This window comes from Streptomyces sp. NPDC050211, from assembly GCF_040656035.1.
GTDB lineage: Bacteria > Actinomycetota > Actinomycetes > Streptomycetales > Streptomycetaceae > Streptomyces.
Window position 1 is genome coordinate 395986 of sequence record NZ_JBFALC010000001.1, and the last position, 23029, is coordinate 419014.

A 23029-nucleotide genomic window follows, 5' to 3' on the forward strand; every position below is an offset into this window, starting at 1 on the left:
TGCACATAAAATGCTTTTTGCTGATCAATGCACTGGGCCTGGGGGGCATCGGGTGTCGGACCACGAACTATTCGGCAGAGACGCGGAGTTCACCGCTCTCGACGCCCTCGTCGACGGACTGCCCAAGGCAGGCGGGGCGCTCGTGGTCCGCGGTGCTCCTGGCATCGGCAAGTCCGCGCTCCTTGCACGGGCCGCGCGCCAGGCGGAGCGCTCGGGATTCACCGTGCTCACCGCATCCGGCGTGGAGGCCGAAAGCCATCTGCCCTTCGCCGGGCTGTACCAGCTGACACGGACGATGCTGGACCGCGTGCCAGGTCTGCCCCCGGTTCAGGCGGAAGCGCTGCTGGGGGCCTTCGGAATGGCCGAGCAGTCCCCCACGGGGCGTGCCCCACAGCTCTTCATGATCGCTCTGGCTACGCTCGACCTGCTCGGCGAAGCCGCCGGCCAAGCGCCCGTGCTGCTGGTCGTCGACGACGCGCAGTGGCTCGACTCGCCGACCGTGGACGTTCTCGCGTTCATCGCCCGGCGGCTCGGGCCCGACCCCTTGGGAATGCTGTTCGGCATCCGCGACGGGCACACCACGGGCCTGGATGCCCTCGCACTGCGCGAGCTGCGGCTCCACCCCCTCACCAGGACCGAGGCCGGGGCCCTCCTGGATGCCGTGGAGCCGCAGCTGGAACCGCCGCTCCGGCACCGCGTGCTCGACGCGGCCGCGGGCAACCCCCTGGCCCTCATCGAACTGCCTGCCGCGCTGCGTGAGCAGGGAGCACCGGCCGAGGCCCTGACCTCCTCAGCCATTCCCCTCACCTCAAGACTTGAACAGGCATTCGCGTCCCGACTGCGCGACCTGTCGTCCGACACTTGGAGCGTGCTGCTCGTCGCGGCCTCCGACGACGAAGGGGCTCTGGGCGAGATAATCGCGGCCGCTTCGGTTCTGGCAGGCTCCGACGTCTCGCCGGAGTCCTTGTCTCCCGCGATTGCGATCGGCCTGGTCACGGCAGACGAATACCGGATCCGGTTCTGCCACCCTCTCGTGCGGTCGGCGGTCCTGCAGACCGCTTCGCTCGCCGAGCGACTCGCCGCGCACGGCGCGCTGGCGGCGATCCTGGACGGCCGGTCCGACCGTCGGACCTGGCACCGGGCCGCGGCCAGCGGCCGGCACGACGAATCCGTCGCCGTGGAACTGGACGAGACAGCCGCCAGAGCAGAGGCGCGAGGTGCACCCGCCGTGGCCCTGGCGGCCCTGGAGCGGTCCATCGCACTCAGCGAAATCTCTTCACACAAGGGAAAACGCCTGCTCAAAGCGGCGGAATTGGCCCTCGAACTCGGCAGGACGGACCAGGCCGGGGCCCTTCTGCAGTTGGCGGCACCGCTGGAGGTCGACGTGCTGGAGCGGGCCCGCGCAGTGCTGCTGAGCGAGGGACTCGAAATCGATGTGTCGAAGAGCATCCCACGTCTGCACCTCCTCATCACCACGGCGGAGGAGGCGGCAGACGCCGGTGACCCCGAACTCGCGCTGCGACTGCTGCGAGTCGCGGCGCGACGATGCTGGTGGGCCGACCCGGGGCGCGTTCTGCGCGAGCGTGTGGTGGCCGCGGCCGAGCGGCTGCCCGTCCCGGAGCTGCACCCCGAGCTGGTGTTCATCCTGGCCGCCGCCACCCCGCTCGAGCGCGGCGCGACAGTGATCGAGCGGCTCGAGCGCCTGGAGAGCGAGGGCGGCTACGACGCCTCCTCCGCGACCACGCTCGGTACGGCGGCCACGATGGTCGGTGCCTACGACCACGGGGCGAGCTTCCTCCGTCACGCGGCGGCCGGCCTGCGGGCCCAGGGACGGCTGGGGCTCCTCGCCCAGTCCCTGGTGTCGCTGTCGTTCACCTCGGCGCACATCGTGGACTGGGAATCGGGCCTGCCGAGCCTGGCCGAGGCCATCAGGCTCGCGGAGGAGAACGCCCAGCCTCGCTGGGTCACCGGTGCACTCATCGCGAAGGCCCAGTTCTCGGCGGTACTCGGGGACCTGGAAACGGCACAGACCGCCATCGGGCAGGCTGAACGCCACGTACTCGCCGTGGCGAATTCCTCCAACCTCGCCTTCATCCAGATCACGCGAGGCATGATCGGACTCGCGGCCGGCCGGCCCGCCGAGGCGTTCGCCTGCGTGTGGCGGGTCTTCGACCCCGCGGACCCCGCGCACCATCCCTATCTCCAGACCATCGCGATCCCCACGCTCGCCGAGGCCGCAGTGAGCGACGAGGAACGGGCCATGGCGCGCGACGCCCTCAGCCGGCTCGACGCATCGGCCGCGACCACAACGGCCCGGCTGATCAGGGCGAACCTGGGGTTCGCGCACGCCCTCCTGGCAGACGACGAGGACGCCGAGGCACCGTTCCGGTCGGCGCTCGATCTGGACCTGTCCAGGGATCCCTTCACGCGGGCGCGCCTCCTGCTCGCCTACGGCGCCTGGCTGCGGCGTAGGCGCCGGGTGATGGAGTCCCGGACGCCCCTGCGGATCGCCAGGGAGTCCTTCGCCTCTCTGGGGGCCCGACCGTGGCACGAGCGCGCGTGCCAAGAGCTCCGCTCCGCGGGCGAGGCCGGTACGCAGAGCATGTCCGCGGACTGGGATCTGCTCACGCCGCAGGAACTGCAGATCGCGCAGCTGGCCGCATCGGGGCTCTCCAACCGGGAGATAGGCCAGCAGCTCTACCTCTCCCACCGCACCATCGGAGCACACCTGTACCGGATCTATCCGAAGCTGGGGATCACCTCCCGTGGCCAGTTGCGGGACAAGCTCCAGCTGGGCGGATGGTGATCGGATTCCGACGGCCGCGGTCCGCGCCCCTGCGTTCACCCTCTTCCACCTTCGGCTTCCTCCAGCCCGAGCGCGGCAGGCCCCACCTCGTTCGGTCAATCCGTCAATCCGTCATTCCGCCTGCCCGTTCTGTGGGCCCACTCGGCGTTCCGAGGCCCAGTACAGGAGTGCCAGGAGCGGCAGAGTCCCGCCCAGAAGCGTCACCGCCGTCCAGCCGCCGGCGTCGTAGGTGAGCGAGCCCAGCTGGGAGCCGGCGGCACCGCCCAGGAAGAAGGTGGCGACGAAGGCGCTGTTGAGGCGGGCACGCGCATCGGGGTCGAGCTGGTAGATGGTGTGCTGTCCGAGAATGAGGGTCGTCTGCACGGCCGTGTCGATCAGGATCGCGGCCAGACCGATCAGGACGATGCTGTGCTGTCCGAAGCCGGCGAGTGCGAATGCCACGGCAGCGACGGTGAGTGCGGCACCGGTCATGGGCCGTGCCAACTTGCGGTCGGCCCAGTGCCCGGCAAAAGGAGCCACGGCCGCACCGGCAGCACCGACGAGGGCGAAGATGCCGACCCCCACCTCGGAGTAGTGGAACCGGGGTCCGGTGAGAACGTACGAGATGGTCGTCCAGAAAGCACTGAACGAACCGAACATCGCCGCCTGGTACAGCCCACGCCGCAGCAGCTCCGGGTGGGTGCGCACCAGTTGGACGGTGGAGCGCAGCACCTGGGCATAGGGCATGGTCGTGGTGGGCGCGTGCTGCGGCAGAGCCGCGCGCAGGGCCAGGGCGAGGACAGCCATGAGGACGGCGGAGCCGAGGTAGACGACGCGCCAGCCGGCGAGGTCGGAGACCAGGCTGCTGAGGGTCCGGGAGAGCAGGATGCCGGTGAGCAGACCGCTCATCACCCGGCCGACGATGCGGCCGCGGGCGTGGTCGGGGGCCAGGCTCGCCGCGAAGGGCACGAGGATCTGTGCGACGACCGACGTTGCGCCGCTGATCAGGGAGGCGGTCAGCAGCACGGCGAAGTTCGTGGCGAGCCCGGCCGTGACGAGGGCGAGTGTAGTGACCGCCAGCAGCACGGTGATCAGGCGGCGCTTCTCCAACCGGTCGCCGAGCGGGACCAGAAGAAGCATGCCGACCACGTAGCCGACCTGGGTGAGGGTGATCAGCCACCCTGCGCCCGCTGTGCTGACGTGGAAGGCGTCACGCAGTGAGGAGAGCAGCGGCTGGGCGTAGTACAGGTTGGCGACGGTCATACCGGAGGCGACGGCCAGCAGCGCTACCAACCAGCCCGGCACGCCGTGCGCGGTCTTTCCTGTGGCGGGCAGGCGTGGGGTATGGAGTTCGGGTGACTCGGACATGAGTACCTTCTTACGGAGAACCGGGGTGGCGCCCTCAGTCGAAGCGCAGATCGGAGAGCTGCCGTTCGAGCGCGGTGATGTCGTCGTCCTCGGATGTCTCCTCGGCCGGGCGGGCGGCCACCAGGGCGGCCAGCTCGCCGCCCGCCCGCCGTATGCGCGCGGGCAGGCCTTCGGTGTACTCGTCACCGCCCGATCCCCAGTCCTCGGACGCCGCGTACACCGCGGTGGGTACGACGACGGCGCGCAGGTAGGCGAAGAGCGGGCGCAGAGCGTGCTCCAGGACCAGGGAGTGGCGGGCCGTTCCTCCCGTCGCCGCGACGAGAACCGGCTTCCCGGTGAGGGCGTCCGGGTCGATCAGGTCGAAGAAGGACTTGAACAGCCCGCTGTAGGAGGCGGTGAACACAGGAGTCACGGCGATCAGGCCGTGGGCGCCCGTCACCGAGTCGATCGCGGCGGCCAATCGGGGGGACGGGAAACCGGTCACGAGGTTGTTGGCGACGGCGACGGCCAGTTCCCTCAGCTCGATGACCTCGGTCTCCGCGTCGTGGCCCTGAGCGGCGAGTTCGGCGCGGGCCGACTCGGTGAGACGGTCGGCGAGCAGGCGGGTGGAGGACGGGGTGCTCAGCCCCGCGGACACGGCGACGAGCTTCATGCGGCGGACACCTCCTGAACGGCCCGCAGCGACTCGTGGGTGGGAGCGTCCGGCACGTCGGTCGAGCGGCCGATCGCGAACTCCTTCCGCAGCACGGGCACGACCTCCTCGCCGAGCAGGTCGAGCTGTTCCAGGACGGTCTTCAGGGGCAGACCCGCGTGGTCCATCAGGAACAACTGCCGCTGGTAGTCGCCGACGACCTGGCGGAAGGACAGCGTCCGCTCGATGACTTCCTGGGGAGAGCCCACCGTCAGGGGGGTCTGCTCGGTGAACTCCTCCAGCGAGGGCCCGTGCCCGTACACGGGCGCGTTGTCGAAGTAGGGGCGGAACTCCCGTACGGCGTCCTGGGAGTTCTTCCGCATGAACACCTGGCCCCCCAGTCCGACGATCGCCTGTTGGGGTGTGCCGTGCCCGTAGTGCGCATACCGTCGCCGGTACAGCTGGACCATCTGCCTCGTGTGGTCGGCCGGCCAGAAGATGTTGTTGTGGAAGAAGCCGTCGCCGTGGAATGCCGCCAGGTCGGCGATCTCCGGGGAGCGGATGGAGCCGTGCCACACGAACGGCGGTACGCCGTCCAGCGGACGGGGCGTGGACGTGAACCCCTGCAGTGGCGTACGGAACTTGCCCTCCCAGTTCACGACGTCCTCGCGCCACAGCCGACGCAGCAGCGCGTAGTTCTCCTTGGCCAGGTTGATGCCCTGCCGGATGTCCTGGCCGAACCACGGATACACCGGGCCGGTGTTGCCGCGCCCCATCATCAGGTCCACCCGCCCGTCGGCCAGGTGCTGGAGCATCGCGTAATCCTCGGCGATCTTCACCGGGTCGTTGGTGGTGATCAGCGTCGTGGCGGTGGAGAGGATCAACTTCTCGGTACGGGCGGCGATGTAGCCGAGCATCGTGGTCGGTGACGAGGGCACGAACGGCGGGTTGTGGTGCTCACCGGTCGCGAAGACGTCCAGGCCGACCTCCTCCGCCTTCAGCGCGATCGCGACCATCGCCTTGATGCGGTCGCGCTCCGACGGGGTCCCGCCGTTGGTCGGGTCGGGGGTCACGTCCCCCACCGAGAAAATTCCGAACTGCATGGGGGCCTCTTCGTTCCGGCAACTGTGTGGGCACCGGAAATGTAGGCACCGGTCGGACGGTCAACATGCCTGTGCGTGCAGGGCTGCTTGCCCGTCAGCGCCCTCTCCGGGCTCTCTCGGTGGGCTGCTCCCTTTGCGACCGCGAGTGTGCAGCGTCAGGCAAGCGCAAGGGCGCTCGCAGGCAACGAACGTGGCACCCGACAGCGGCCCCGGCGAAGGCCCACAGCCCGTGCGTGACGCCTCGCCCCATGCATGACACCCCGCCCCCGCGCGGTCCGTGAACACGCGCGAGCCCCGCCAAGAACCGCTGCTCCCCCGGAGTACCCATGGGCTCGTCCACCGTCGTCGAACTGTCCCGCTGGCAGTTCGCGATCACCGCGATCTTCCATATGACCTTCCCCGCGCTCACCGTCGGCCTGTCCGTGCTCCTCGCCGTCGTGTACACGGTCTACGTGCGCACGGGGAACCCGCGGCCTCAACTGGGGCGTGTACGCCCAGACGGTCGGGCCGATCATCGGGGTCACCATCGGCATGGAAGTGATCACCGCCTTCGTCCTGGAGGCGGGGTTCATCGGCCTGATGCTCTACGGGGACAGCCGGATCCGCCCGCGCACCATGGCCCTGGCCAGCTGGATGGTCGCCTTCGGAACTCTGCTGTCCACCATCTGGATCCTGTCGGCCAACAGCTGGATGCAGGACCCGGTCGGCTACGAGAAGGTCACCGGCGGCTTACCTCGGCCGGGCCGCTGAACGACCGCTACGGCCCGAGAGGGTGGCCTAGCAGCAGGACCTGCCGGCGAGGACAACAGCCGCAGACATGCGGGAGCCGGGCCGCCTTCGACAGGCGGCCCGGCTCCCGTGCGGTCACTTCCCCAGGAAGGTGAGGAGTGCCGCGTTGACCTCCTCCGCGTGGGTCCAGAGCAGGCCGTGCGGGGCGCCCTCGATCTCCACGTAGTCGGCGGACGGGAGGGCCTTGTGGAACGGCCGCGCGGTCCCCTCGACGGGCAGGATGCGGTCGCCCGTGCCGTGCAGGATCAGGGCCGGCACGTCTATGGCCGGGATGTCGGCCCGGAAGTCGGTGTACCAGGTCGACGGCGCGGCGGCAGCGGCGAAGAAGCCGCCGGCCGCGGAGACGTTCCAGCTGTTGCGGACGGCCTCCTCGCTGATCCTGGTGCCGAGGTTCTCGTCGAGGTTGTAGAAGTCCTTGTAGAAGGCGGTGTAGTACGCGTAGCGGTCCGCCTTGACGGCCGCGACGACGCCGTCGAAGAACTCCTTCGGGGCGACCCCGGCCGGGTTGTCGTCGGACTTGAGCAGGCAGGGCTCCAGCGAGGCCAGGAAGGCAACCTTGGCCACCCTGGCGGAGCCGTAGCGGGACACATACCGGGCCACCTCACCGGTGCCCATGGAGAACCCGACCAAGACGGCGTCGGTCAGGTCGAGGGTCTCCATCACGGTGTTCAGGTCGGCCGCGAAGGTGTCGTAGTCGTAGCCGGTCGTCGGCTGGCTGGACTGCCCGAACCCGCGGCGGTCGTAGGTGATCACGCGGTAGCCGGCGTCGAGCAGCACGGCACTCTGCCGTTCCCAGGAGTGGCCGTCGAGCGGGAAGCCGTGGATGAGGACGACCGGCTGCCCGGCTCCGTGGTCCTCGTAGTAGAGGTCGATGGCGGTGGAGTTCTCCTGGCCCACGGTGATGTATGGCATGCGTTGCTTCCTCGTTTCCGGGTGACTGGTGGGGAACTCGGTCACGCTAGGCCGGACGCCGCGCCGCCAGTTGTCGCACAGAGCACCACTCCTTGCCCGCAGGCGCAGCGATCACGGACGCGGGCGCGCACAGAACATGGTTCGGGCGCTGACGGGCAAAGCGCCTTCCCCATTCCTCCGTACGGTTCTGTTCGTGCCTTTGGCGCTTCGCCCCTGACCGGACGTCATGCGTGGATCGCCTCTCGGCTCGCTTCCTCCGTACCGCTCTCCACAAGGAGTTCTGCATGTCCCGTTCCGGTAACCCGACAGTCGTCCTTGTTCACGGTGCCTTCGCCGACGCGTCCAGCTTCTCCCGTGTCATCCCCGAGCTGACCGCCCGTGGCCTGGACGTGGTCGCCCCGGCCGTGCCCAACCGCAGCCTGCTCGGTGACGCCGCCTACATCGCCTCGCTCGTCCGCCGGATTCCCGGCCCGGTCGTCCTGGTGGGCCACTCCTACGGCGGTGCCGTCATCACCGTCGCGGGCGCGGAGGACAACGTCGCAGCGCTGGTCTACCTGGCCGGGTACGCCCTGGAGGAGGGCGAGAGCCTCGGTGAACTGCAGGGCCGCTTCCCGGATTCCGGCCTCTCCGACGCGCTCGTCTTCACGCCCTTCCCGATCGAGGGCTCGACCACTCCCGGCACCGATGTGTCCGTCCGGATCGACAAGTTCCCGTCGATTTTCGCCGCCGACGTCGAGCCCCGTCTCGCCTCCGTGCTTGCCGCCTCCCAACGCCCCTTGGCCGCAGCGGCATTCGGCGAAAAGGCCCCGGTCGCGGCGTGGAAGACCAAGCCCTCCTGGGGCCTGGTCGCCTCGGCCGACCGCACCATCAACCCCGATGTGGAGCGCTACGGCTACCAGCGGGCCGGAATGACCACCGTCGAGGTCGACTCCTCGCACCTGGTGATGCTCGCGCACCCCGAGCGGGTCGCCGAACTGATCCACGAGGCGATTCGGGCCACCGCCCGGTGAACCGTCCCACGCCCAGCACGAGCCCGTTGACACAACCGTAGAAAGCGAACGATGAACTCACCGATCTCACGCCGCACCGTCGCCGTTTCCCTTCTGGCCGGCGCCGCCGCCCTAGGAACTCCGGGCGCCGCGTTCGCCACTCCGTCACCGTCACCGACACAGGGACTGCCGTCCCGACGACACCGACATGATCAGCCCACCATCGTCCTGATCCACGGCGCGTTCGCCGACGCCTCCAGCTGGAGCGCCGTCGTCGAACGTCTCCAGCGGCAGGGCCACCATGCCCTCGCGCCGGCCCTTCCCCTGCGCGGGCTGGCCAGTGACGCCGCCTACATCCGCAGCGTGCTGGACAGCATTCCGGGACCGATCGTGCTCGTGGGTCACTCCTACGGCGGAGCGGTCATCAGCGTCGCGGCAGCTGACACACCTCAGGTCAAGGCGCTCGTCTACATAGCCGCCTTCGTACCGGACGTCGGCGAAAGCGCCCTGGAGCTCACGGGCAAGTACCCCGGAAGCACCCTGGCGCAGGCCACAAGCAGCCAGTACTACCCACTGCCTGGAGGCGGCGAGGGCGAGGAACTGATCATCAAGCAGGAGCTGTTCCGGGAGCAGTTCGCTGCCGGCGTGCCCGCCAGGACCACTCAGGTGATGGCGGTGGGGCAGCGTCCGATCGCTCTGGCCGCGCTTCAGGAGAGGGCCACCGCGGCAGCCTGGAAGAAGCTTCCCAGTTGGTGCCTCGTCGCCACCGAGGACCGCAACATCCCTCCGGCCGCCGAGCAGTGGATGGCCGAACGAGCCCACGCCCACACTGTCAAGGTCCGCGCACCCCACGCGGTCGCCGTGAGCGACCCGGCCCCCGTCACCGAACTGATCCTGCGCGCCGCCCGCTCGGCCTGCTGAACAGACCACCTTCGCAGGCGATCGCGCTCCAGGTGGCCTGCCTGACCAGGCCGTAGCTCGCCGCCCTCGACGTGCACCTTCCGGTCGCGATGCAGATCCTTCGGCACAGCAAGATCGCGGTGACGATGGAGGTGTACACGCATGTCCCGTCCGAGGCCACCCGCCGGGCACTGCGCAAGCTCGGCAAGCACTTTGGGAAGCAAGATCCAAAGTAGTTGCTGTACTTCGCTGCTGTACGGCACAGAAGAGCCCCGGTCGGTGATCACCAACCGGGGCTCTGACGTGTGTGCATACCGGCGACGGAGTTTCTGCAAGTCCCAACCGCGACCGCGTCGAGCAGATCTATCCCGCGCTCCAGGCCAGCTGGCACAGCCCGGAACCCATGAGGGGCCTCCCGGGTGCACCCCCGGAGGCCGGCAAGCGGGCTGAGAGCCCTCAACACGCACGACTTGACAGGGAACGCACGTAGTGCGACGACTGCACCATCGTCGGCCAGGAATCTCACGCCGCACGACGAGTTCATCCACGACGCCCGACGGGCCGGAAGCAGGTCAGGAGAACAGCAGACGCCACGTCAGCGGACCCGGGTGGCCGTCGGCGTCGCCGCGGAGTTCCTTGCGGGACTTCTGGAAGTCGCGGACGTTGAGGCGGTCGGCCTCGCTCCACGTCCGGCTGGGCCCCACCTTGTAGTGGTCGCTGAAGCCTCGCTTGACCAGTTGCTTGCCGAGCTGGAGGACGTGTTGGTTCGAGGCCCCGTCGCGGAAGTACTTCCGGCCGGGGAACGCGGGCACCGTCGGCTTGGCGGGCGGTTCGGGCTTCTCGGCGGAGGTGTCGTCGTCCAGGTCCAGCTCGGCCTTGGCGTACTTGAGGATGCGGGCGAAGTCGATCGCACCGGGGTCGCCGTGGACGTTCTCGGGTACGTGCATGTGACCGCACACCCCCTTGAACCTGGTCCACTGGGCTCCCGTCATCCGCTGGCCGCCGCCACCCGCGTACGACGTCGGATACGCGGGCCACTGCCTGGGGCCGGTCAGCGGCACGCCGTGCTCCTCGTGCATCCAGGCCAGGAAACGGGCGACGCCCTTGAGGGCCCAGTCGGGGGCGTCCGGCCAGTAGACGTGTGCCTGGTCGGCGGCCTTCCACTTGGCGTGGGTCTTGGGGTCGCAGGTGCCGACCAGCTCGACCTGACACACGTTCAGGGTGTTCGTCTCGACGCCGCCGCCCTGGTTGACCAGGGCCCGGGAGGAGGTCTCGATGTCGAAGTGCTGGTACCACCTCAGCTTCTTGGCCACGAGATCGGGGACCGCGGTCAGGTTCGGTGCCGAAGAGCCGCCACCGTAGCCCGGCAGGGTGCGGCCCTCCGTGGTGTGCAGGACGACGACGTTGACCTCCATCGCGTCCCCGGGCTGGTCGTCCTGGTACCAGTTCGCCCGGCTGGAGCCGGCGTAGCGCTGGGGTCCGGTCTTGGTGCTCATGCACGGCCTTCCTGAGTCTGGTGGGTGCCGCTCACGCTGCCGTGGACGACCGATCACCCGGAAGCCCGTTTCGCTGCTCAGTCCTGCTCACTCTCCGGGCGTTCCGCTCCGCTCCCTCCCCCACAGCAGCTCGCACACGCGCTCCATGCCCTGCGCGAGATGCCGCCGGTAGGTGCTGTAGGGAATGCCGAGCCGCTGCGCGGCCGCCTCCTGGGTGCGCGGTCGTTCCAGGAAGGTCGTCACCACCGCCCGGTGCGCCTTGGCCCCTCGGGGTTCGTCGAGCAGCGCCTGGACCGTCTCGGTGAGCAGGCGCCTGAGCGCGTCCACCGGATCGCTGTTGCCGTACTCGGCCTCGACGACGACCGTACGGCCGGACAGAAGCGGGCTGGACCGCAGGTCGTCGGGGTGGTGCAGGGCGCGCAGGGCATCACGGACCGCCCGGTCGAAGTCGGCCCGGGTGAGGGCCGCCTCGTCCGGCCGGTCGGCCTCGTCGACGGGTTCGAGCCCGGGGTCCGCGCCCGCCGCCTCGACGACTATGCGCCCCGCGTCGCGGGCCTCGTCGGCGAAACGCCTCAGCAGCGCCGACTTGCCGACTCCGCCGGGACCGTGCACATAGAGGACGGCCCCCGCGCCCGGCTCCTGGGCAGGGCGGCCCCGAAGCGCTTCAACTCCGCCGACCGCCCGACGAACGCCCTGTCCCGCGCGGAGTTCAGCCGCTCCGCCAGACTGCCGGACACCCGCTCCGTCGCCATCCCCTGAACCCCCGTGCGTGAAGCGCTTCGACACAAACCAGACACAGCCTACGTCGATGCGTGGGGCGGCCATGTGTCATCGGCGAGCAGCACTGAGCACCAGTGAGCACCCGACTGACCTGGGGCCTGACCCGCGGGCCGGGACAGCATGGCAGCGCCGACGCGATCGACAGCCCAACGGCCCACCGGGGCCAGCCGCCTGAAAGGCCGTCATGCCTGCTGCTCTCCCACCCTCGCCGCATCCACCCGCACAGCGCTCCGGTGCCGTACTCGCCCTGCTCACCACCGCACAGTTCCTCGTCGTCCTCAACACCTCCGTCGTGAACGTGGCGTTGCCCGCCATCGGGAGTGATCTCGGCTCCGGGCAGTCCGCGCTGACCTGGGTCGTGAGCGCCTACGTGCTCGCCTTCGGCGCCCTGCTGCCGGTGGGCGGGCGGCTGGCCGACCTGTTCGGCAGCCGCAGGGTGTTCCTCACCGGGCTCGCCCTGTTCGCCGCCGGTTCGCTCGCGGCGGGCATTCCCTCGGGGGCGGGACCGCTCATCGCCGCGCGGGCGGTGCAGGGTGTCGGCGCCGCCGTGCTGTCACCGGCCGCCCTGGCCCTCCTGCTGGCGCAGTCCCCGCCGGGCCCGGTCCGCGGCAGGGCGCTCGGCCTGTGGGGAGCGGCCACTGCGGCGGGCGGCGCGGCGGGCGTTCTCCTCGGCGGGGTGCTGACCGACGCCGTGGGCTGGTGGTCGGTCTTCGCGGTGAGCGCGATCGGCACCGTGCCGTTGCTGCTGTCCGTGCCGCGCCTCGTCCCCCGCGACGCACGTGGCCGCACGGGTCAGCTCGATCTGCCGGGTGCTCTCATCCTGACCGCCGGCCTCGTCCTGCTCGTGTACGGGCTCGGCGCGCGGGACGGGTCCACCACGCTCGGCATGGTGCTGCCGGTGGCCGGGGTGTTCCTGCTGCTGAACCTCGTCTCGGTCGAACGCCGCGCGGAGAACCCGCTGATCCCTCCCGCGCTGCTGCGCAACCGGTCGGTCGTGGCGGGCAATCTGCTCATGCTGCCGCTCGGCATGGTGTGGCTCGGCACCTTCTTCTTCCTGCCGCTCTACCAGCAGAAGGTCCTCGACTACGACCCGTGGGAGTCCGGACTCACCCAACTCCCGCTGGCCGCGGCCCTCATGGCGGCCTCCGCGCTGGCCGGACGGCTGCGGGGAACGCTCGTGCCCGGCTTCGCGCTCCTCGCCGCGGGACTGTTCTGGCTGGCCCGCCTGCCGCTCGACGGCACTTTCCTGACCGACCTGCTCGGCCCGACCGTGCTGATCGGCCTCGGCCTCGGTCTCGCCTTCGTGCCCCTGACCGCGCTCGGCGTGACCGGCGTGGACGCGGATCACGTGGGCGTGGCGGGCGGGCTCGTCAACACCACACGGCAGGTCGGCGGGGCCCTGGGCCTCGCGGTCCTCGCCTCCCTCGCGGCACCGGCGGCCGGTACCGCCGGTGCGGCCGGCCCGGCAGCCCTGGCGCACGGTTACCGCCGCGCCCTCGTCGGCGCGGCCCTCATCGCCGTACTGGCCGCGATCGGCGCAGCCGCCCACCGAAGGATCGGCACCCACGCCACCACCCGTACCAGCGAACCGATCGAAGAGAAGGAACTCTCATGAAGCCTTACCTGACCGGCCACTACACCCCGCACGTCGACGAGGTCACCGCCCATGACCTGCGCGTCGAGGGGCTTCTGCCTCCCGAACTGTCCGGACGGCTGATCCGCAACGGCCACAACCCCAAGCCGGGAGTCACCCCCACCCACTGGTTCAAAGGCAGCGGCATGGTGCACGGCATCCGGCTGCGCGACGGGCGTGCCGAGTGGTACCGCAACCGCTGGGTCCGCACGCCGGCGCTGGACGGAGCGCCGTACATGACCGAGCACGGCCCGGATCTGACGGCCAGCACCGCGGGTACCCACGTCATCGAGCACGCCGGCCGGCTGCTGGCGCTGTGCGAGTCCAACCTGCCCTTCGAGCTGACGCCGGAGCTGGAGACGGTCGGGCCGTACGACTTCGACGGAAAGCTCACCAGCGTCATGACCGCGCACCCGAAGCAGGACCCAGCCACCGGCGAACTGCACTTCTTCAGCTCGTCGCCGTTCCCGCCGTATCTGACCCACCACGTCACCTCGGAGAAGGGCGAACTGCTGCGCAGCGAGGAGGTGCCGGGCGCCAGTGCGTCGCTCAAGCACGACTTCGCCCTCACCGAGCGGTACGTGGTCTTCGTCGAGGGAACGGTGACCTTCGACCCCACCGAGACCTCGGGCATCCCCTACGCCTGGAAGGACGAGCAGCCGGCCCGGATCGGTGTGCTGCCGCGCGGGGAGGGCGGGGCCGCGCAGGTCCGGTGGTTCGGCATCGAGCCCGGGTCGATGCTGCACGCGGCCAACGCCTACGAGGACGACCGGGGGCGCATCGTGCTGGAGGGCCCCACCGTGGACCGGGAGGGCTACCGGCGGTCCTGGAACTGGTGGGTGGGCGCACCGGAGCGCGGGGCCACGCCCAACTCCCGTTCCCTCAACCGGCAGTGGGTGATCGACCTGGTCGCCGGCACCGTACGCGAGCAGACCGTCGACGACCTGGTCGTGGAGTTCCCCACCATCAACGAGGAGCTCACCGGCCGCAGGCACCGCTACCAGTACGCGATCTCGTTCCCGGACGACCGCGGCGTCGGGAACTTCGGCGTCGTCAAGTACGACCGCACCACCGGGGCCCGTTCCGTCCTGAGCGTGGGCGACGGGCGGCTGCCCAGCGAGGCGGTCTTCGTACCCGCCGAGCGCGGCACCTCCGAGGACGACGGCTATCTGCTGACCGTCGTCAGCGACCTGCACACGGACGCCTCCCAGCTCCTCGTCCTGGACGCCACCGACATCACGGCCGCGCCGGTCGCCACCGTGCACCTGCCGCGCCGGGTCGCCGCCGGAATCCACGGTTCCTGGATCGCGGACCGGGGCTGAGCACCCTGTACGCCCCATTCGCAGAGAAGCAAGCAGAGAAGGAAGCAGGGAAGAAGCCGTGAAGGACATCGACCGTTCGGCCCCCGTCATCGTTGAGCTGACCACCACCATCGACTCCACCCCCGAGACGCTCTGGGCCCTGCACACCGACGTCAACGCCTGGCCGCGCTGGAACGCGGGCATCGACAAGGCCCACCTGCCCGGGGACTTCGCCAAGGGCAGCGTCTTCGACTGGGAGACGGCGGGCCTGAGCATCAGCTCACGCGTCATGGAGGTACGCCCCCTGCGCCGCACCGTGTGGGGCGGCCCGGCCCACGGCATCGAGGGCGTCCACGTCTGGATCTTCGAGCCGGACGGGGACGGCACGGTCGTCACCACCCTCGAATCCTGGGCAGGCGCACCGGTGGAAGCCGACCCGGAGGGGATGCGCACGGCCCTGGAAGGCTCTCTGAGGGCATGGCTGGAGGCGCTGAGGTCCGCCGCCCAGGGGTCGTGACCGCACCCAGGCCTCCACGCGGCCGGTTCGACCACCGGCCATCGTAAAGTCCCAGCCCCACCGCACTCCTGAGGGCCCGTCAGTTTGCTGGCGGACCCTTGTGGTGTGAGTCTGCCGTTGGTCGTGTGGGTCACGGCCGGGGAAGGGGGGCTCCATGAGCGGTGGCGCGAACAGCGTGGGGGATCAGGTACAGCAGGCGCGGGACCGCGTCTTCACGGGGAGGGCGGCCGAGCTGGGCCTTTTCCGCTCCGCACTGTCCGGCGAGGCGAAGGCGCCCGCGGTGCTCTACGTGCACGGGCCCGGCGGCATCGGGAAGTCCATGCTGCTGCGCCGTTTCGCCGCCGAGGCGCGGGCGGCGGGACGTGAGGTGGTCGAGGTCGACGGCCGGCTCATGGAGCCCACGCCCGAGGCGTTCGAGAAGGAGGCCGGGGCGGTACTCACCGACGGGCGGTCCGTCCTGCTCGTCGACACCTTCGAGCGCTGTCAGGGGCTCGAAGGCTGGCTGCGGGACCGGTTCCTGGTCCGGCTGCCGGCCGACGCGCTGGTGGTCGTCGCGGGGCGGCAGCCACCGGACGCCGGGTGGGTCTCCGATCCGGGCTGGGCCGATCTGCTGCACACGGTCGCGCTGCGCAACCTCGCCCCGGAGGAGGCCACGGCCTTCCTGCGCGCCCGTGGCGTGCCGGAGGTCACGCGGTCCGCCCTGCTGGCCTTCACCGGTGGCCACCCGCTCGCCCTGGCGCTCGCGGCGGCGGTGGCGGTACGGGACGCGGCGGGATCGGCGGGCTGGGAGCCGAGCCGGGACGCGATCGCCACCCTGCTGCCCCGGCTGATCGGTGAGGTCCCCTCTCCGGTGCACCGCCGGGCCCTGGAAGTATGCGCCCACGCGTACGTGACCACCGAGACGCTGTTGCGTGCCGTACTCGGGGACGAAGCGGCGCCGATGTTCGCCTGGCTGCGCGGCCTGCCCTTCGTCGAGTCCGCCCGGCACGGCCTGTTCCCGCACGACGTGGTACGTGAGGTGCTGGAGGCGGACCTGCGCTGGCGCGACCCCGAGGGCTTCGCCGAGCTGCATGGTCGGCTCAGCCTCCACCTGCTCGAACAGATCCGGTCGGCTCCCGAGAGCGGGATGCTCCCGGCCGTCGGCGCGTTCATGTTCCTGTACCGGACCGTCCGGCACATGGCCGACTACAACAGCTGGCGCGGTGGCGAGGTGGTGTCGACCGCCTGCGAACCGGCGGACCACGCCACGGTTCTGGACCTGGTGACCGAGGTCGAAGGGCCCGATTCGGCGGCCGCCGCCCGTTTCTGGCTGGACCGGCAGCCGGAGGCGTTCCGGGTCTGCCGCACCACGCGGGACGACGAGATCGTGGGCTTCTCGGCCTGGCTGCAGCTGACGGAGCCGCACGGCGAGGACGTCGACCCCGTGGTCGCGGCGGCCTGGTCGCACACCCGGAGCACTGCCGCACTGCGTGACGGGGAGCATCTGGCGATGGCCCGCTTCTCCCTGACCTCGCCGCGCTACCCGAAGATCTCACCGGTCGAGGACCTCCACCAGTGGCGGGGTGTGGCCGAGGTCGCCCGCGCCGAGGGGCGGGTGGCCTGGATGTACGTCGCCATCCGCTCCGGGGACTTCTGGCGGCCCTATCTGACGAGCCTCGGTCTGACGACGATCGGGAACCGACCGCGGGTCGGGCACCTCACGTACGACCTGTACACGATCGACTGGCGGACGCGGTCGGTGCGGGCGTGGGCGGAGCAGAGGACCCGGCTGATGCTGTCGGGCATGCCCGGCGTCCCCCAGACACCGGCCGTGGTCTCCGGGCGGAGCGCCGAGTACGCCGTACTGTCCCGGCCGGAGTTCGACACCGCCGTACGGGACGCACTGCGCGCGCTGTCACGGGCGGAGGATCTCGCGCTGAACCCGCTCGCCCGCAGCAGGCTGACCGCCGGGCCGGGGGCCGAACTGGCGGACCTCCTGGCCGAGGCCGTCGACGCGCTGCGCGCGGAGCGGGGTGGCGAGAAGTACCACCGGGCGGTGGCGTCGACCTATCTGCACGGCGCGCCCACCCAGGAGGCGGTCGCCGCGCGGCTGGGGCTGCCCTTCAGCACCTATCGCAGACACCTGAGCGTGGGCATCGCACGGGTCTGCGACGCGCTGTGGCGTCGGGAGATCTACGGGACGGACACGCGCTGACATCGCGGTGACCGGGTGAGCAGCCGCGAGCAGGAACGAGCAACTGCGGGCACCGGACCTGTCTGGTGGGTGAGCATCGAGCGGACCGAGGGTGGCTCCTGTCGCTGATCGACTGATCGGCTGATCGACACCAGGAGGCACTGACATGCACGTAGTTGTGGTGGGAGCCGGGCCCGTCGGTATGACGGCCGCGCTGCTGCTGGCCCGCGAGGGGCATCGGGTCACGGTACTGGACCGGGATCCGGGCGCTCCCCGGGGCGGCGCGGAAGAGGCGTGGGACGCGTGGGAGCGGCCCGGGGTCGGCCAGTTCCGGCATCCGCACATCCTGCTGCCGGCGGCGTTCCGGACCCTGGTGGACGAACTGCCGGAGGTGGTCTCCGAGTTGACGGCACTGGGCGGTGAGCCGTGCAATCTGCTCAGTGGCGCGTGGGGTCTGGACACCATCGGCGGTCGGCGTCCGGGCGATGAGCGGTTCGCCATGATGGCCGCCCGGCGTCCCGTCGTCGAGGCCGCGTTCGCCGCCGTGGCCGCCCGCACCCCTGGGCTCTCCGTCCGCCGTGACACGGCCGTCTCCGCACTGCTGACCGGCCACGAGCGGGTGCCAGGACGGCCGCATGTCGCCGGGGTGCTCACCCGTGGCGGCGAGGCCGTGCACGCCGACCTGGTCGTCGACGCGGGCGGCCGCAACTCGCCGCTCGGCGGGATGCTCCGGGACCTCGGCGCCCCCGGACCGGTGGAGGAGCGCGCCGAGAACGGATTCCTCGCCTACACCCGGTACTTCCGCTCCCCCGACGGCCGACTGCCGAAGATGCCGGTCTGGCGGGTTGCCCACTACGACAGCGTGACGACCGTCGCCATCGAGGGCGACGCGGGGACGTGGGCGTTGTCCGTGGGGGTGTCCCGCCGCGACCGCGCGCTGCGGGGGCTGCACGAAACCGGCGCCTGGCACCGGGCGGTGGCGCTGTTCCCCGACGTCGCGTATCTGGCCGAGGAGGGCGAGCCGATCAGCGGGATCATGGCCATGTCCGGCATGGAGAGCAGGCACCGGCGCTTCGTGATCGACGGTCGGCCGGTGGCGACCGGAGTGCTGAGCGTCGGCGACGCCTGGGCGACCACCAATCCGCTCTTCGGCCTGGGCATGTCCATGGGCGCCCTGCACGCCACCGCCCTGCGCGACCTCCTGCGCACGGCGGGCCCCGACGAGCCGGAGAAACTCGCCCTGCGGTTCGACGAGTTCACCGGACCTCCCTGGCCCCGATCCAGCAGGGCCTGGCCGACTGGGACCGGCACCGGCTCGCCGAGATCGACGCCGCCATACGCGACATCCCGGTCCCGTACGAGACCGACGACCGCGACTGGCACTTCAGCAGAGCGCTGGACACCGCCAAGCTGCGGGACCCCGAGCTGCTGCGGGCCTTCGCGGACATCGGCTCGCTGCTGGCGACCGCCGAGGACGCGTTCACCGACCCCCGCTTGGAGGGAAAGGTCGCCGAACTCGGCCGCAAGGCCCCGCACTACACCGATCCGGGACCCTCACGGGTCGAACTCCTCGCCGCGGTCGGTGCCTAGTGAACACATACCCGCGCTGAGCACTCACTCTCATCCTCCGCCGGCGGCGGCGCGTGACAACGGGCGCCGCCGCAAGGAACCCCTGGGCCGCATCCATCACGGTCACTCGCCTCCCGCGCGCGAGCAACGGGCCGTTCGCTGTACGGCGTCGGGTTGCTGCCCTGCGCCTAGCCCCTCGGTGGCTGCGCAGTGGGAGTTCCCTGGGACTTCCGGCCGCATCAGCGGGTACGAGCGTGAAACAGCCGAAAGGCCATTCGTGCACGTCAGAGGAGTGATCGCCCATCGCGGCAGGTCACAGCGCTCGCTGGTCCCTTCCGGGACATCTGACCACGAGGGCGCCCTGGTGTGCGCACGACAGTCTCTTCGGCGGTGCCCCGGCATCTTCCGTCCTGGCATCGCTCACGAAGCGTGACCAGCAAGCCCATTAGGCGAGCACTCAAGATCACGCTCAACCGCTATCATCCGGCAGCCATCCTGGGGAGAATCTGGGGAGTATGAGCCGCGCTGGGGAGCGCGTGGGGAGAATCGACTGCACAACGCGGCACGATCCCGAAAGAACCTGAAAGGACTATCCGCGCAGGTCAGAGTCGGTAATTGCCACATCTCCGCAGGTCAGAGCGTCCCGGTAGACAACTTCAAGAAGATCTCGTCGTGGGCGGCCATTTTGTTCGCCCCAACACTGGTTGGAACGATCTACGGAATGAACTTCGAGCACATGCCAGAGTTGCACTGGGTGTTCGGATACCCCTTTGCGATCGTCCTGATGGCGGTGGTCTGCACCAGTTTGTACGTCATCTTCAAGCGGCGAGATTGGCTCTGAGCCCCTCTTGCCGAGCTCAGCTCTTGTGCGGCCTTTACTCTCGCACCAGTCACGGATCGGGGCGAAATCAGCCCTGGGGAGTCTCTGGGGAGAAGTGATGCGGGTGATCTCCTCCACCTGCCTCCGTTATGCCTCTGACCAGCACTTTTACCTCCTGAAGCCGCTGGGGAGAATCCGGGGAGAATCAGCCGACGGCACGGGCCCTGCGCCAGCGACTCCATCCCTATCCCGTCCCCCGCAAAGCCTGCCGCCGAGCGCCGTTGCCCCCATCTGCAACGGACACAGACAGTGACATTGACTCCTTGGTTGAAGCCACCAACCCCCGCCCCTGTGCGGCCGCCATAATGGAGGCATGGCCTCCCACCCGCAGCACACCGGACCCGGGCCGAGGAACCTCTCGGGCGCAGACGCCGAGGACCTCGCGCTGTACCGGGAAAAGTTCCGGCGCCGTCTGCCGGAGTCACTGGACGAGCTGCACGGACCGGCCCACGGGGTCGTGGAGCTGCCGCTGCACCTGGCATGGTCCGGGATGACCTCGTACGACCTGGACAAACCTCGCCAGCGCATGGGCCTGTACCGCACCGTCCTGCACGAGGGCCTGCACGACGACCTGCCCCGCTACCTCAACCGGGATCTGCTCCTCGAGCTATGGCCCGTACTGCGCACCCTCATCGGCCGCACCGTGCGCACCGTGTGGGAGGACGCCTTCCCCGAGCTCGCCTCCCGCACCCGGGCAGCCGCGTGACGGACATGCCGGAGCTGCACACGCGGCTCCTGGCGGATGTGATCGCCCTCGGCTCGCCGTATCCCCTGGTCCTCACCGGCGGGTACGCCGTGCGGGCGCACCGCCTCGTGAACCGCCCCAGCCAGGACCTCGATGTCGCCACCGAGAACCCGGCGCCCATGGCCGACATCGCAGCCGCGCTCTGCAGCGGCCTGACAGCCCGGGGCTGGAAGGTGCAGGCGCTGGAGACTGCCCCGCTGTCCGCTCGCTTCACCGTGACGGATCCCGCCACCGGGCAGGAGTGCGAAGTCGACATCCTCAAGGAAATCTTCTGGCGGCCCGTCGCCCAGAGCCCGTACGGGCCTGTCCTCGCCGAGGAGGACGTGATCGGGACCAAGGTCCGTGCCCTCGCCGACCGCGGAGCGCCACGCGACCTGATCGACGTGTTCGCCGCGTCCCGCCACTGGACGAATGCCGAGTTGGAGGAGTTCGGCCGACGTCACGCCCGCGGTCGCTTCGAGGGCGAGGACCTCCAGGCGAACCTAACGGGCGCCGAGTGGACCGACGACGAAGCCTTCACCGCCTACGGCCTCGACGAGGCCACCATCACCGCTCTGCGCGCCTGGGCCGTGGAGTGGGCCGACGACCTCGCGAGCCGCCTCCTCGAAGAATCCGACGCCCCGGACACCGACTGATCCCACCCGGCCAAGACGGCATCTGCAAGTTGGCGCCAACGGACCGCGGCAGCACGCCAACCACTGTCACCGATCTGGCGACATCAGTTGAGCAGGCCGCCAAGCGGGAGAGCGAGGATGCCGGCTCGGCCAGTCCACCGCGCGAGATGGCGGTTAACGGTTGCCTCGTGCGCGAGGCGGCGGACGATATCGCGAGGTGGAGAACCGACGGCACGCGATCCGGCTCCAGCGGGCGTTGTCCCCCTTCTTGCCCAACAGATACGGAGTACCGCCTGAGCGTGGCTTCCGGTCCCTACTCCAGTCCCTTCTTGCCCGGCGCCCAGAACGGCTTGGTGAGCACCGAGCGCTGGTCCCAGCCCAGCTCCTGTACCAACAGCTGACGTACGGCCTGAACGGTGCGCGCCTCCCCGGCGACGTATGCGACCCCGCCCGGCTCGGGCGCGAGGCGAGGTACCCCGTCCGGGAGTGAGGTGCCGCCCTGGTCAGCCAGTCGAGTCGGTGCCGTAGTGCATCGGGAGCTGGTCAGCAATCATGTCCGTCTCCACGCACCCCGAGATCCGCGCCCCTTCGCGCAGCGCGTCCAGCATCGCCCCAAAGGCTCTCCTCCCCGACGAAGACGTGGTGGGTGGCGTCGGGGCGGAGGGTGAAGTGCCCTCGGGCTTGCGTAGCCGTACCTGCTCGCCAACGCGGACGCTCCGTCCCCACGTGGCCCCCGGCCCGCCCTCAGGGTGGTCCAGCAAGCACAACTCGACAGCGCCAGAGGGGTCGTAGCGCCACACGGAGTACGTCCGCGGGGTCAGCCCGCCGACCAGGACACGCACCTGCTGTCCGGGCCGGACGTCAAGCCCAGGCGAGCTTGTCGCCTTCGAGGCACAGCTGGCGCATGCGGGGCGTGATCGGTTCGGCCCTGGCCAGGGTGGCTCGGATGAACAGGAGGTCGAGAACGGGGTTCAACACGGCGGCGGGTATGGGTGTGGCTCGTCAACTCATGGGGGAACAGGGGTGGGTGAGGCTTGGGGGAAGAACTGCGAGGCAGGTCGGGGATGCCTTGGGAACGAGCGCCAACCTGTCCTACTCGTATGTCTCTTTGTATCGCGCACGATGCCTACGGTCACCTTGTCCCGCCCCGTTCACCTCGCTGAGAGACAGAAGCGAGGCACCGTCGTTCCACAAACCGAGATGGTCGCGGTGGACCGCGATGACGCCGTTCTGTACCGCGGTCCGCTCGGACGGTCCGGTGAAGTACGTCGTCGTAACGAAGATCGCGACGTCGGCCTTAAAGTGAACCCTTGAGCCCAGAAGGTCCCGGACCTCGCGGCTCGGGATCCTGCTCTTCGGTGAGTAGCGCTTGCACTGAATCACCATGCTCCGGCCGTCCGGCAGACGCCCCAGCACGTCCGCGCCATCGTCGTGCGAGCCACCGACCCGGCGAACCTCAGTGCATCCGTCGCGTCGGCACAGGCCCACGACGAAGTCCTCGAATTCACTGCCCGACATCGCATCCACTTCGATGAGGGATCGGCGGGCGGCCTTGAGTGCCTCCTCATGCCGCCACTGGTCATCGCGCCCTTTGATAGATCGATTCATACGCCACAGCCACCACCCGCCGGAGACACTCCCGACGAGAACGAGCCCACCGACGACGTACGGCCAGATCACCTGCCAGAACACGACCAGTAGAACGAGGATGACGACCACGCCGATCAACCCCAGCTTGAGCCGCTGCTCTCGGCGTTTCCGCGCGCCCGACCGACGTCGACTCCGCACCGCCACCCAAGTCCTCCCCACGTCCTGAGCAGCAGTCTCGGCAGGCGTGGAGGCTT

21 protein-coding genes and 1 pseudogene are annotated in these 23029 nt (G+C 69.9%); 13 read left to right on the forward strand and 9 right to left on the reverse strand.

Annotated elements, in window-relative coordinates:
• Positions 1–52 precede the first annotated feature (52 nt).
• Positions 53–2806 (forward strand): AAA family ATPase, encoded by a 2754-nt coding sequence (locus tag AB0I98_RS01730; protein WP_362933668.1) that lies wholly within the window; start codon positions 53–55, stop codon positions 2804–2806.
• A 111-nt stretch (positions 2807–2917) separates the two neighbouring features.
• On the opposite strand, the gene AB0I98_RS01735 is transcribed toward AB0I98_RS01730, so the two are convergent.
• From AB0I98_RS01735 to AB0I98_RS01745, 3 genes are read right to left on the reverse strand one after another with little or no spacing between them, the layout of a single operon-like run.
• A complete protein-coding gene (locus AB0I98_RS01735) occupies positions 2918–4153 on the reverse strand; it encodes an MFS transporter (RefSeq protein ID WP_362933671.1) in 1236 nt (411 codons plus the stop codon).
• 34 nt (positions 4154–4187) lie between these two features.
• Positions 4188–4805, reverse strand: a complete 618-nt coding sequence (locus tag AB0I98_RS01740; RefSeq protein ID WP_362933674.1) for an FMN reductase — start codon at positions 4803–4805, stop codon at positions 4188–4190.
• Entirely contained in the window at positions 4802–5887 is a 1086-nt protein-coding gene (locus AB0I98_RS01745) for an LLM class flavin-dependent oxidoreductase (protein WP_362933677.1), read from the reverse strand. Before AB0I98_RS01745 ends, AB0I98_RS01740 begins: the two co-directional genes overlap by 4 nt.
• Before the next feature lie 486 nt (positions 5888–6373).
• On the opposite strand from AB0I98_RS01745, the gene AB0I98_RS01750 reads away from it, so the two are divergent.
• Positions 6374–6637: a cytochrome ubiquinol oxidase subunit I gene (locus AB0I98_RS01750; RefSeq protein ID WP_362933680.1), complete on the forward strand. Its 264-nt coding sequence runs from the start codon at positions 6374–6376 to the stop codon at positions 6635–6637.
• Positions 6638–6751: 114 nt separating this feature from the next.
• Here the strand turns inward: AB0I98_RS01750 and AB0I98_RS01755 are convergent, their stop codons facing one another.
• A complete protein-coding gene (locus AB0I98_RS01755; RefSeq protein ID WP_362933683.1) occupies positions 6752–7588 on the reverse strand; it encodes an alpha/beta hydrolase in 837 nt (278 codons plus the stop codon).
• A gap of 284 nt (positions 7589–7872) precedes the next feature.
• Between AB0I98_RS01755 and AB0I98_RS01760 the strand changes: the two genes are divergently transcribed.
• On the forward strand, positions 7873–8598 hold the full coding sequence (locus AB0I98_RS01760) for an alpha/beta hydrolase (RefSeq protein WP_362933686.1): 726 nt from the start codon (positions 7873–7875) through the stop codon (positions 8596–8598).
• Positions 8599–8649: 51 nt separating this feature from the next.
• Entirely contained in the window at positions 8650–9498 is an 849-nt protein-coding gene (locus AB0I98_RS01765) for an alpha/beta hydrolase (protein WP_362933689.1), read from the forward strand.
• A gap of 551 nt (positions 9499–10049) precedes the next feature.
• Here the strand turns inward: AB0I98_RS01765 and AB0I98_RS01770 are convergent.
• Positions 10050–10973 carry a peptidoglycan-binding protein gene (locus AB0I98_RS01770; protein WP_362933692.1) on the reverse strand — a complete coding sequence of 308 codons (924 nt, stop codon included), beginning with the start codon at positions 10971–10973 and terminating at the stop codon, positions 10050–10052.
• 87 nt (positions 10974–11060) lie between these two features.
• Positions 11061–11585: a hypothetical protein gene (locus AB0I98_RS01775; protein ID WP_362933695.1), complete on the reverse strand. Its 525-nt coding sequence runs from the start codon at positions 11583–11585 to the stop codon at positions 11061–11063.
• Between AB0I98_RS01775 and AB0I98_RS01780 the strand changes: the two genes are divergently transcribed.
• The 9 genes and pseudogenes from AB0I98_RS01780 to AB0I98_RS01820 all read left to right on the forward strand — a co-directional run bounded on the left by AB0I98_RS01780 (position 11580) and on the right by AB0I98_RS01820 (position 21206).
• Positions 11580–11732 (forward strand): hypothetical protein, encoded by a 153-nt coding sequence (locus AB0I98_RS01780; RefSeq protein ID WP_362933698.1) that lies wholly within the window; start codon positions 11580–11582, stop codon positions 11730–11732. The two genes, AB0I98_RS01775 and AB0I98_RS01780, sit on opposite strands and share 6 nt — an antisense overlap.
• 205 nt (positions 11733–11937) lie before the next feature.
• On the forward strand, positions 11938–13368 hold the full coding sequence (locus AB0I98_RS01785; RefSeq protein ID WP_362933701.1) for an MFS transporter: 1431 nt from the start codon (positions 11938–11940) through the stop codon (positions 13366–13368).
• Entirely contained in the window at positions 13365–14708 is a 1344-nt protein-coding gene (locus AB0I98_RS01790; RefSeq protein WP_362933704.1) for a carotenoid oxygenase family protein, read from the forward strand. The genes AB0I98_RS01785 and AB0I98_RS01790 overlap by 4 nt, the downstream gene beginning before the upstream one ends.
• Positions 14709–14766: 58 nt before the next feature.
• Complete coding sequence (locus AB0I98_RS01795; RefSeq protein WP_362933707.1) at positions 14767–15204, forward strand: SRPBCC family protein; 438 nt, start codon at positions 14767–14769, stop codon at positions 15202–15204.
• Between the two features lie 154 nt (positions 15205–15358).
• On the forward strand, positions 15359–17398 hold the full coding sequence (locus AB0I98_RS01800; protein ID WP_362933710.1) for an ATP-binding protein: 2040 nt from the start codon (positions 15359–15361) through the stop codon (positions 17396–17398).
• Positions 17399–17543: 145 nt separating this feature from the next.
• Positions 17544–19379, forward strand: a complete 1836-nt coding sequence (locus AB0I98_RS01805; protein WP_362933713.1) for an FAD-dependent oxidoreductase — start codon at positions 17544–17546, stop codon at positions 19377–19379.
• Positions 19380–19604: 225 nt separating this feature from the next.
• Positions 19605–19787, forward strand: a pseudogene (locus AB0I98_RS01810) (CorA family divalent cation transporter); the annotation flags it as partial.
• Between the two features lie 352 nt (positions 19788–20139).
• Positions 20140–20532 (forward strand): hypothetical protein, encoded by a 393-nt coding sequence (locus AB0I98_RS01815; RefSeq protein WP_362933716.1) that lies wholly within the window; start codon positions 20140–20142, stop codon positions 20530–20532.
• A 5-nt stretch (positions 20533–20537) separates the two neighbouring features.
• A complete protein-coding gene (locus tag AB0I98_RS01820; protein WP_362933718.1) occupies positions 20538–21206 on the forward strand; it encodes a nucleotidyl transferase AbiEii/AbiGii toxin family protein in 669 nt (222 codons plus the stop codon).
• A gap of 292 nt (positions 21207–21498) precedes the next feature.
• On the opposite strand, the gene AB0I98_RS01825 is transcribed toward AB0I98_RS01820, so the two are convergent.
• The 3 genes from AB0I98_RS01825 to AB0I98_RS01835 all read right to left on the reverse strand — a co-directional run bounded on the left by AB0I98_RS01825 (position 21499) and on the right by AB0I98_RS01835 (position 22979).
• On the reverse strand, positions 21499–21735 hold the full coding sequence (locus AB0I98_RS01825) for an SIP domain-containing protein (protein ID WP_362933721.1): 237 nt from the start codon (positions 21733–21735) through the stop codon (positions 21499–21501).
• Positions 21689–22027: a siderophore-interacting protein gene (locus AB0I98_RS01830; RefSeq protein WP_362933724.1), complete on the reverse strand. Its 339-nt coding sequence runs from the start codon at positions 22025–22027 to the stop codon at positions 21689–21691. The genes AB0I98_RS01825 and AB0I98_RS01830 overlap by 47 nt, the downstream gene beginning before the upstream one ends.
• A gap of 250 nt (positions 22028–22277) precedes the next feature.
• Positions 22278–22979, reverse strand: a complete 702-nt coding sequence (locus AB0I98_RS01835) for a restriction endonuclease (RefSeq protein WP_362933727.1) — start codon at positions 22977–22979, stop codon at positions 22278–22280.
• Positions 22980–23029 lie beyond the last annotated feature (50 nt).

Excerpts from the sequence above, each read along its gene's own strand:
- AB0I98_RS01790 (WP_362933704.1), top strand. The coding sequence starts at position 13,365 with ATGAAGCCTTACCTGACCGGCCACTACACCCCGCACGTCGACGAGGTC.
- AB0I98_RS01820 (WP_362933718.1), top strand. The coding sequence starts at position 20,538 with ATGCCGGAGCTGCACACGCGGCTCCTGGCGGATGTGATCGCCCTCGGC.
- AB0I98_RS01740 (WP_362933674.1), bottom strand. The coding sequence starts at position 4,805 with ATGAAGCTCGTCGCCGTGTCCGCGGGGCTGAGCACCCCGTCCTCCACC.
- AB0I98_RS01755 (WP_362933683.1), bottom strand. The coding sequence starts at position 7,588 with ATGCCATACATCACCGTGGGCCAGGAGAACTCCACCGCCATCGACCTC.
- AB0I98_RS01765 (WP_362933689.1), top strand. The coding sequence starts at position 8,650 with ATGAACTCACCGATCTCACGCCGCACCGTCGCCGTTTCCCTTCTGGCC.
- AB0I98_RS01760 (WP_362933686.1), top strand. The coding sequence starts at position 7,873 with ATGTCCCGTTCCGGTAACCCGACAGTCGTCCTTGTTCACGGTGCCTTC.
- AB0I98_RS01815 (WP_362933716.1), top strand. The coding sequence starts at position 20,140 with ATGGCCTCCCACCCGCAGCACACCGGACCCGGGCCGAGGAACCTCTCG.
- AB0I98_RS01735 (WP_362933671.1), bottom strand. The coding sequence starts at position 4,153 with ATGTCCGAGTCACCCGAACTCCATACCCCACGCCTGCCCGCCACAGGA.
- AB0I98_RS01800 (WP_362933710.1), top strand. The coding sequence starts at position 15,359 with ATGAGCGGTGGCGCGAACAGCGTGGGGGATCAGGTACAGCAGGCGCGG.
- AB0I98_RS01770 (WP_362933692.1), bottom strand. The coding sequence starts at position 10,973 with ATGAGCACCAAGACCGGACCCCAGCGCTACGCCGGCTCCAGCCGGGCG.
- AB0I98_RS01805 (WP_362933713.1), top strand. The coding sequence starts at position 17,544 with ATGCACGTAGTTGTGGTGGGAGCCGGGCCCGTCGGTATGACGGCCGCG.
- AB0I98_RS01745 (WP_362933677.1), bottom strand. The coding sequence starts at position 5,887 with ATGCAGTTCGGAATTTTCTCGGTGGGGGACGTGACCCCCGACCCGACC.
- AB0I98_RS01785 (WP_362933701.1), top strand. The coding sequence starts at position 11,938 with ATGCCTGCTGCTCTCCCACCCTCGCCGCATCCACCCGCACAGCGCTCC.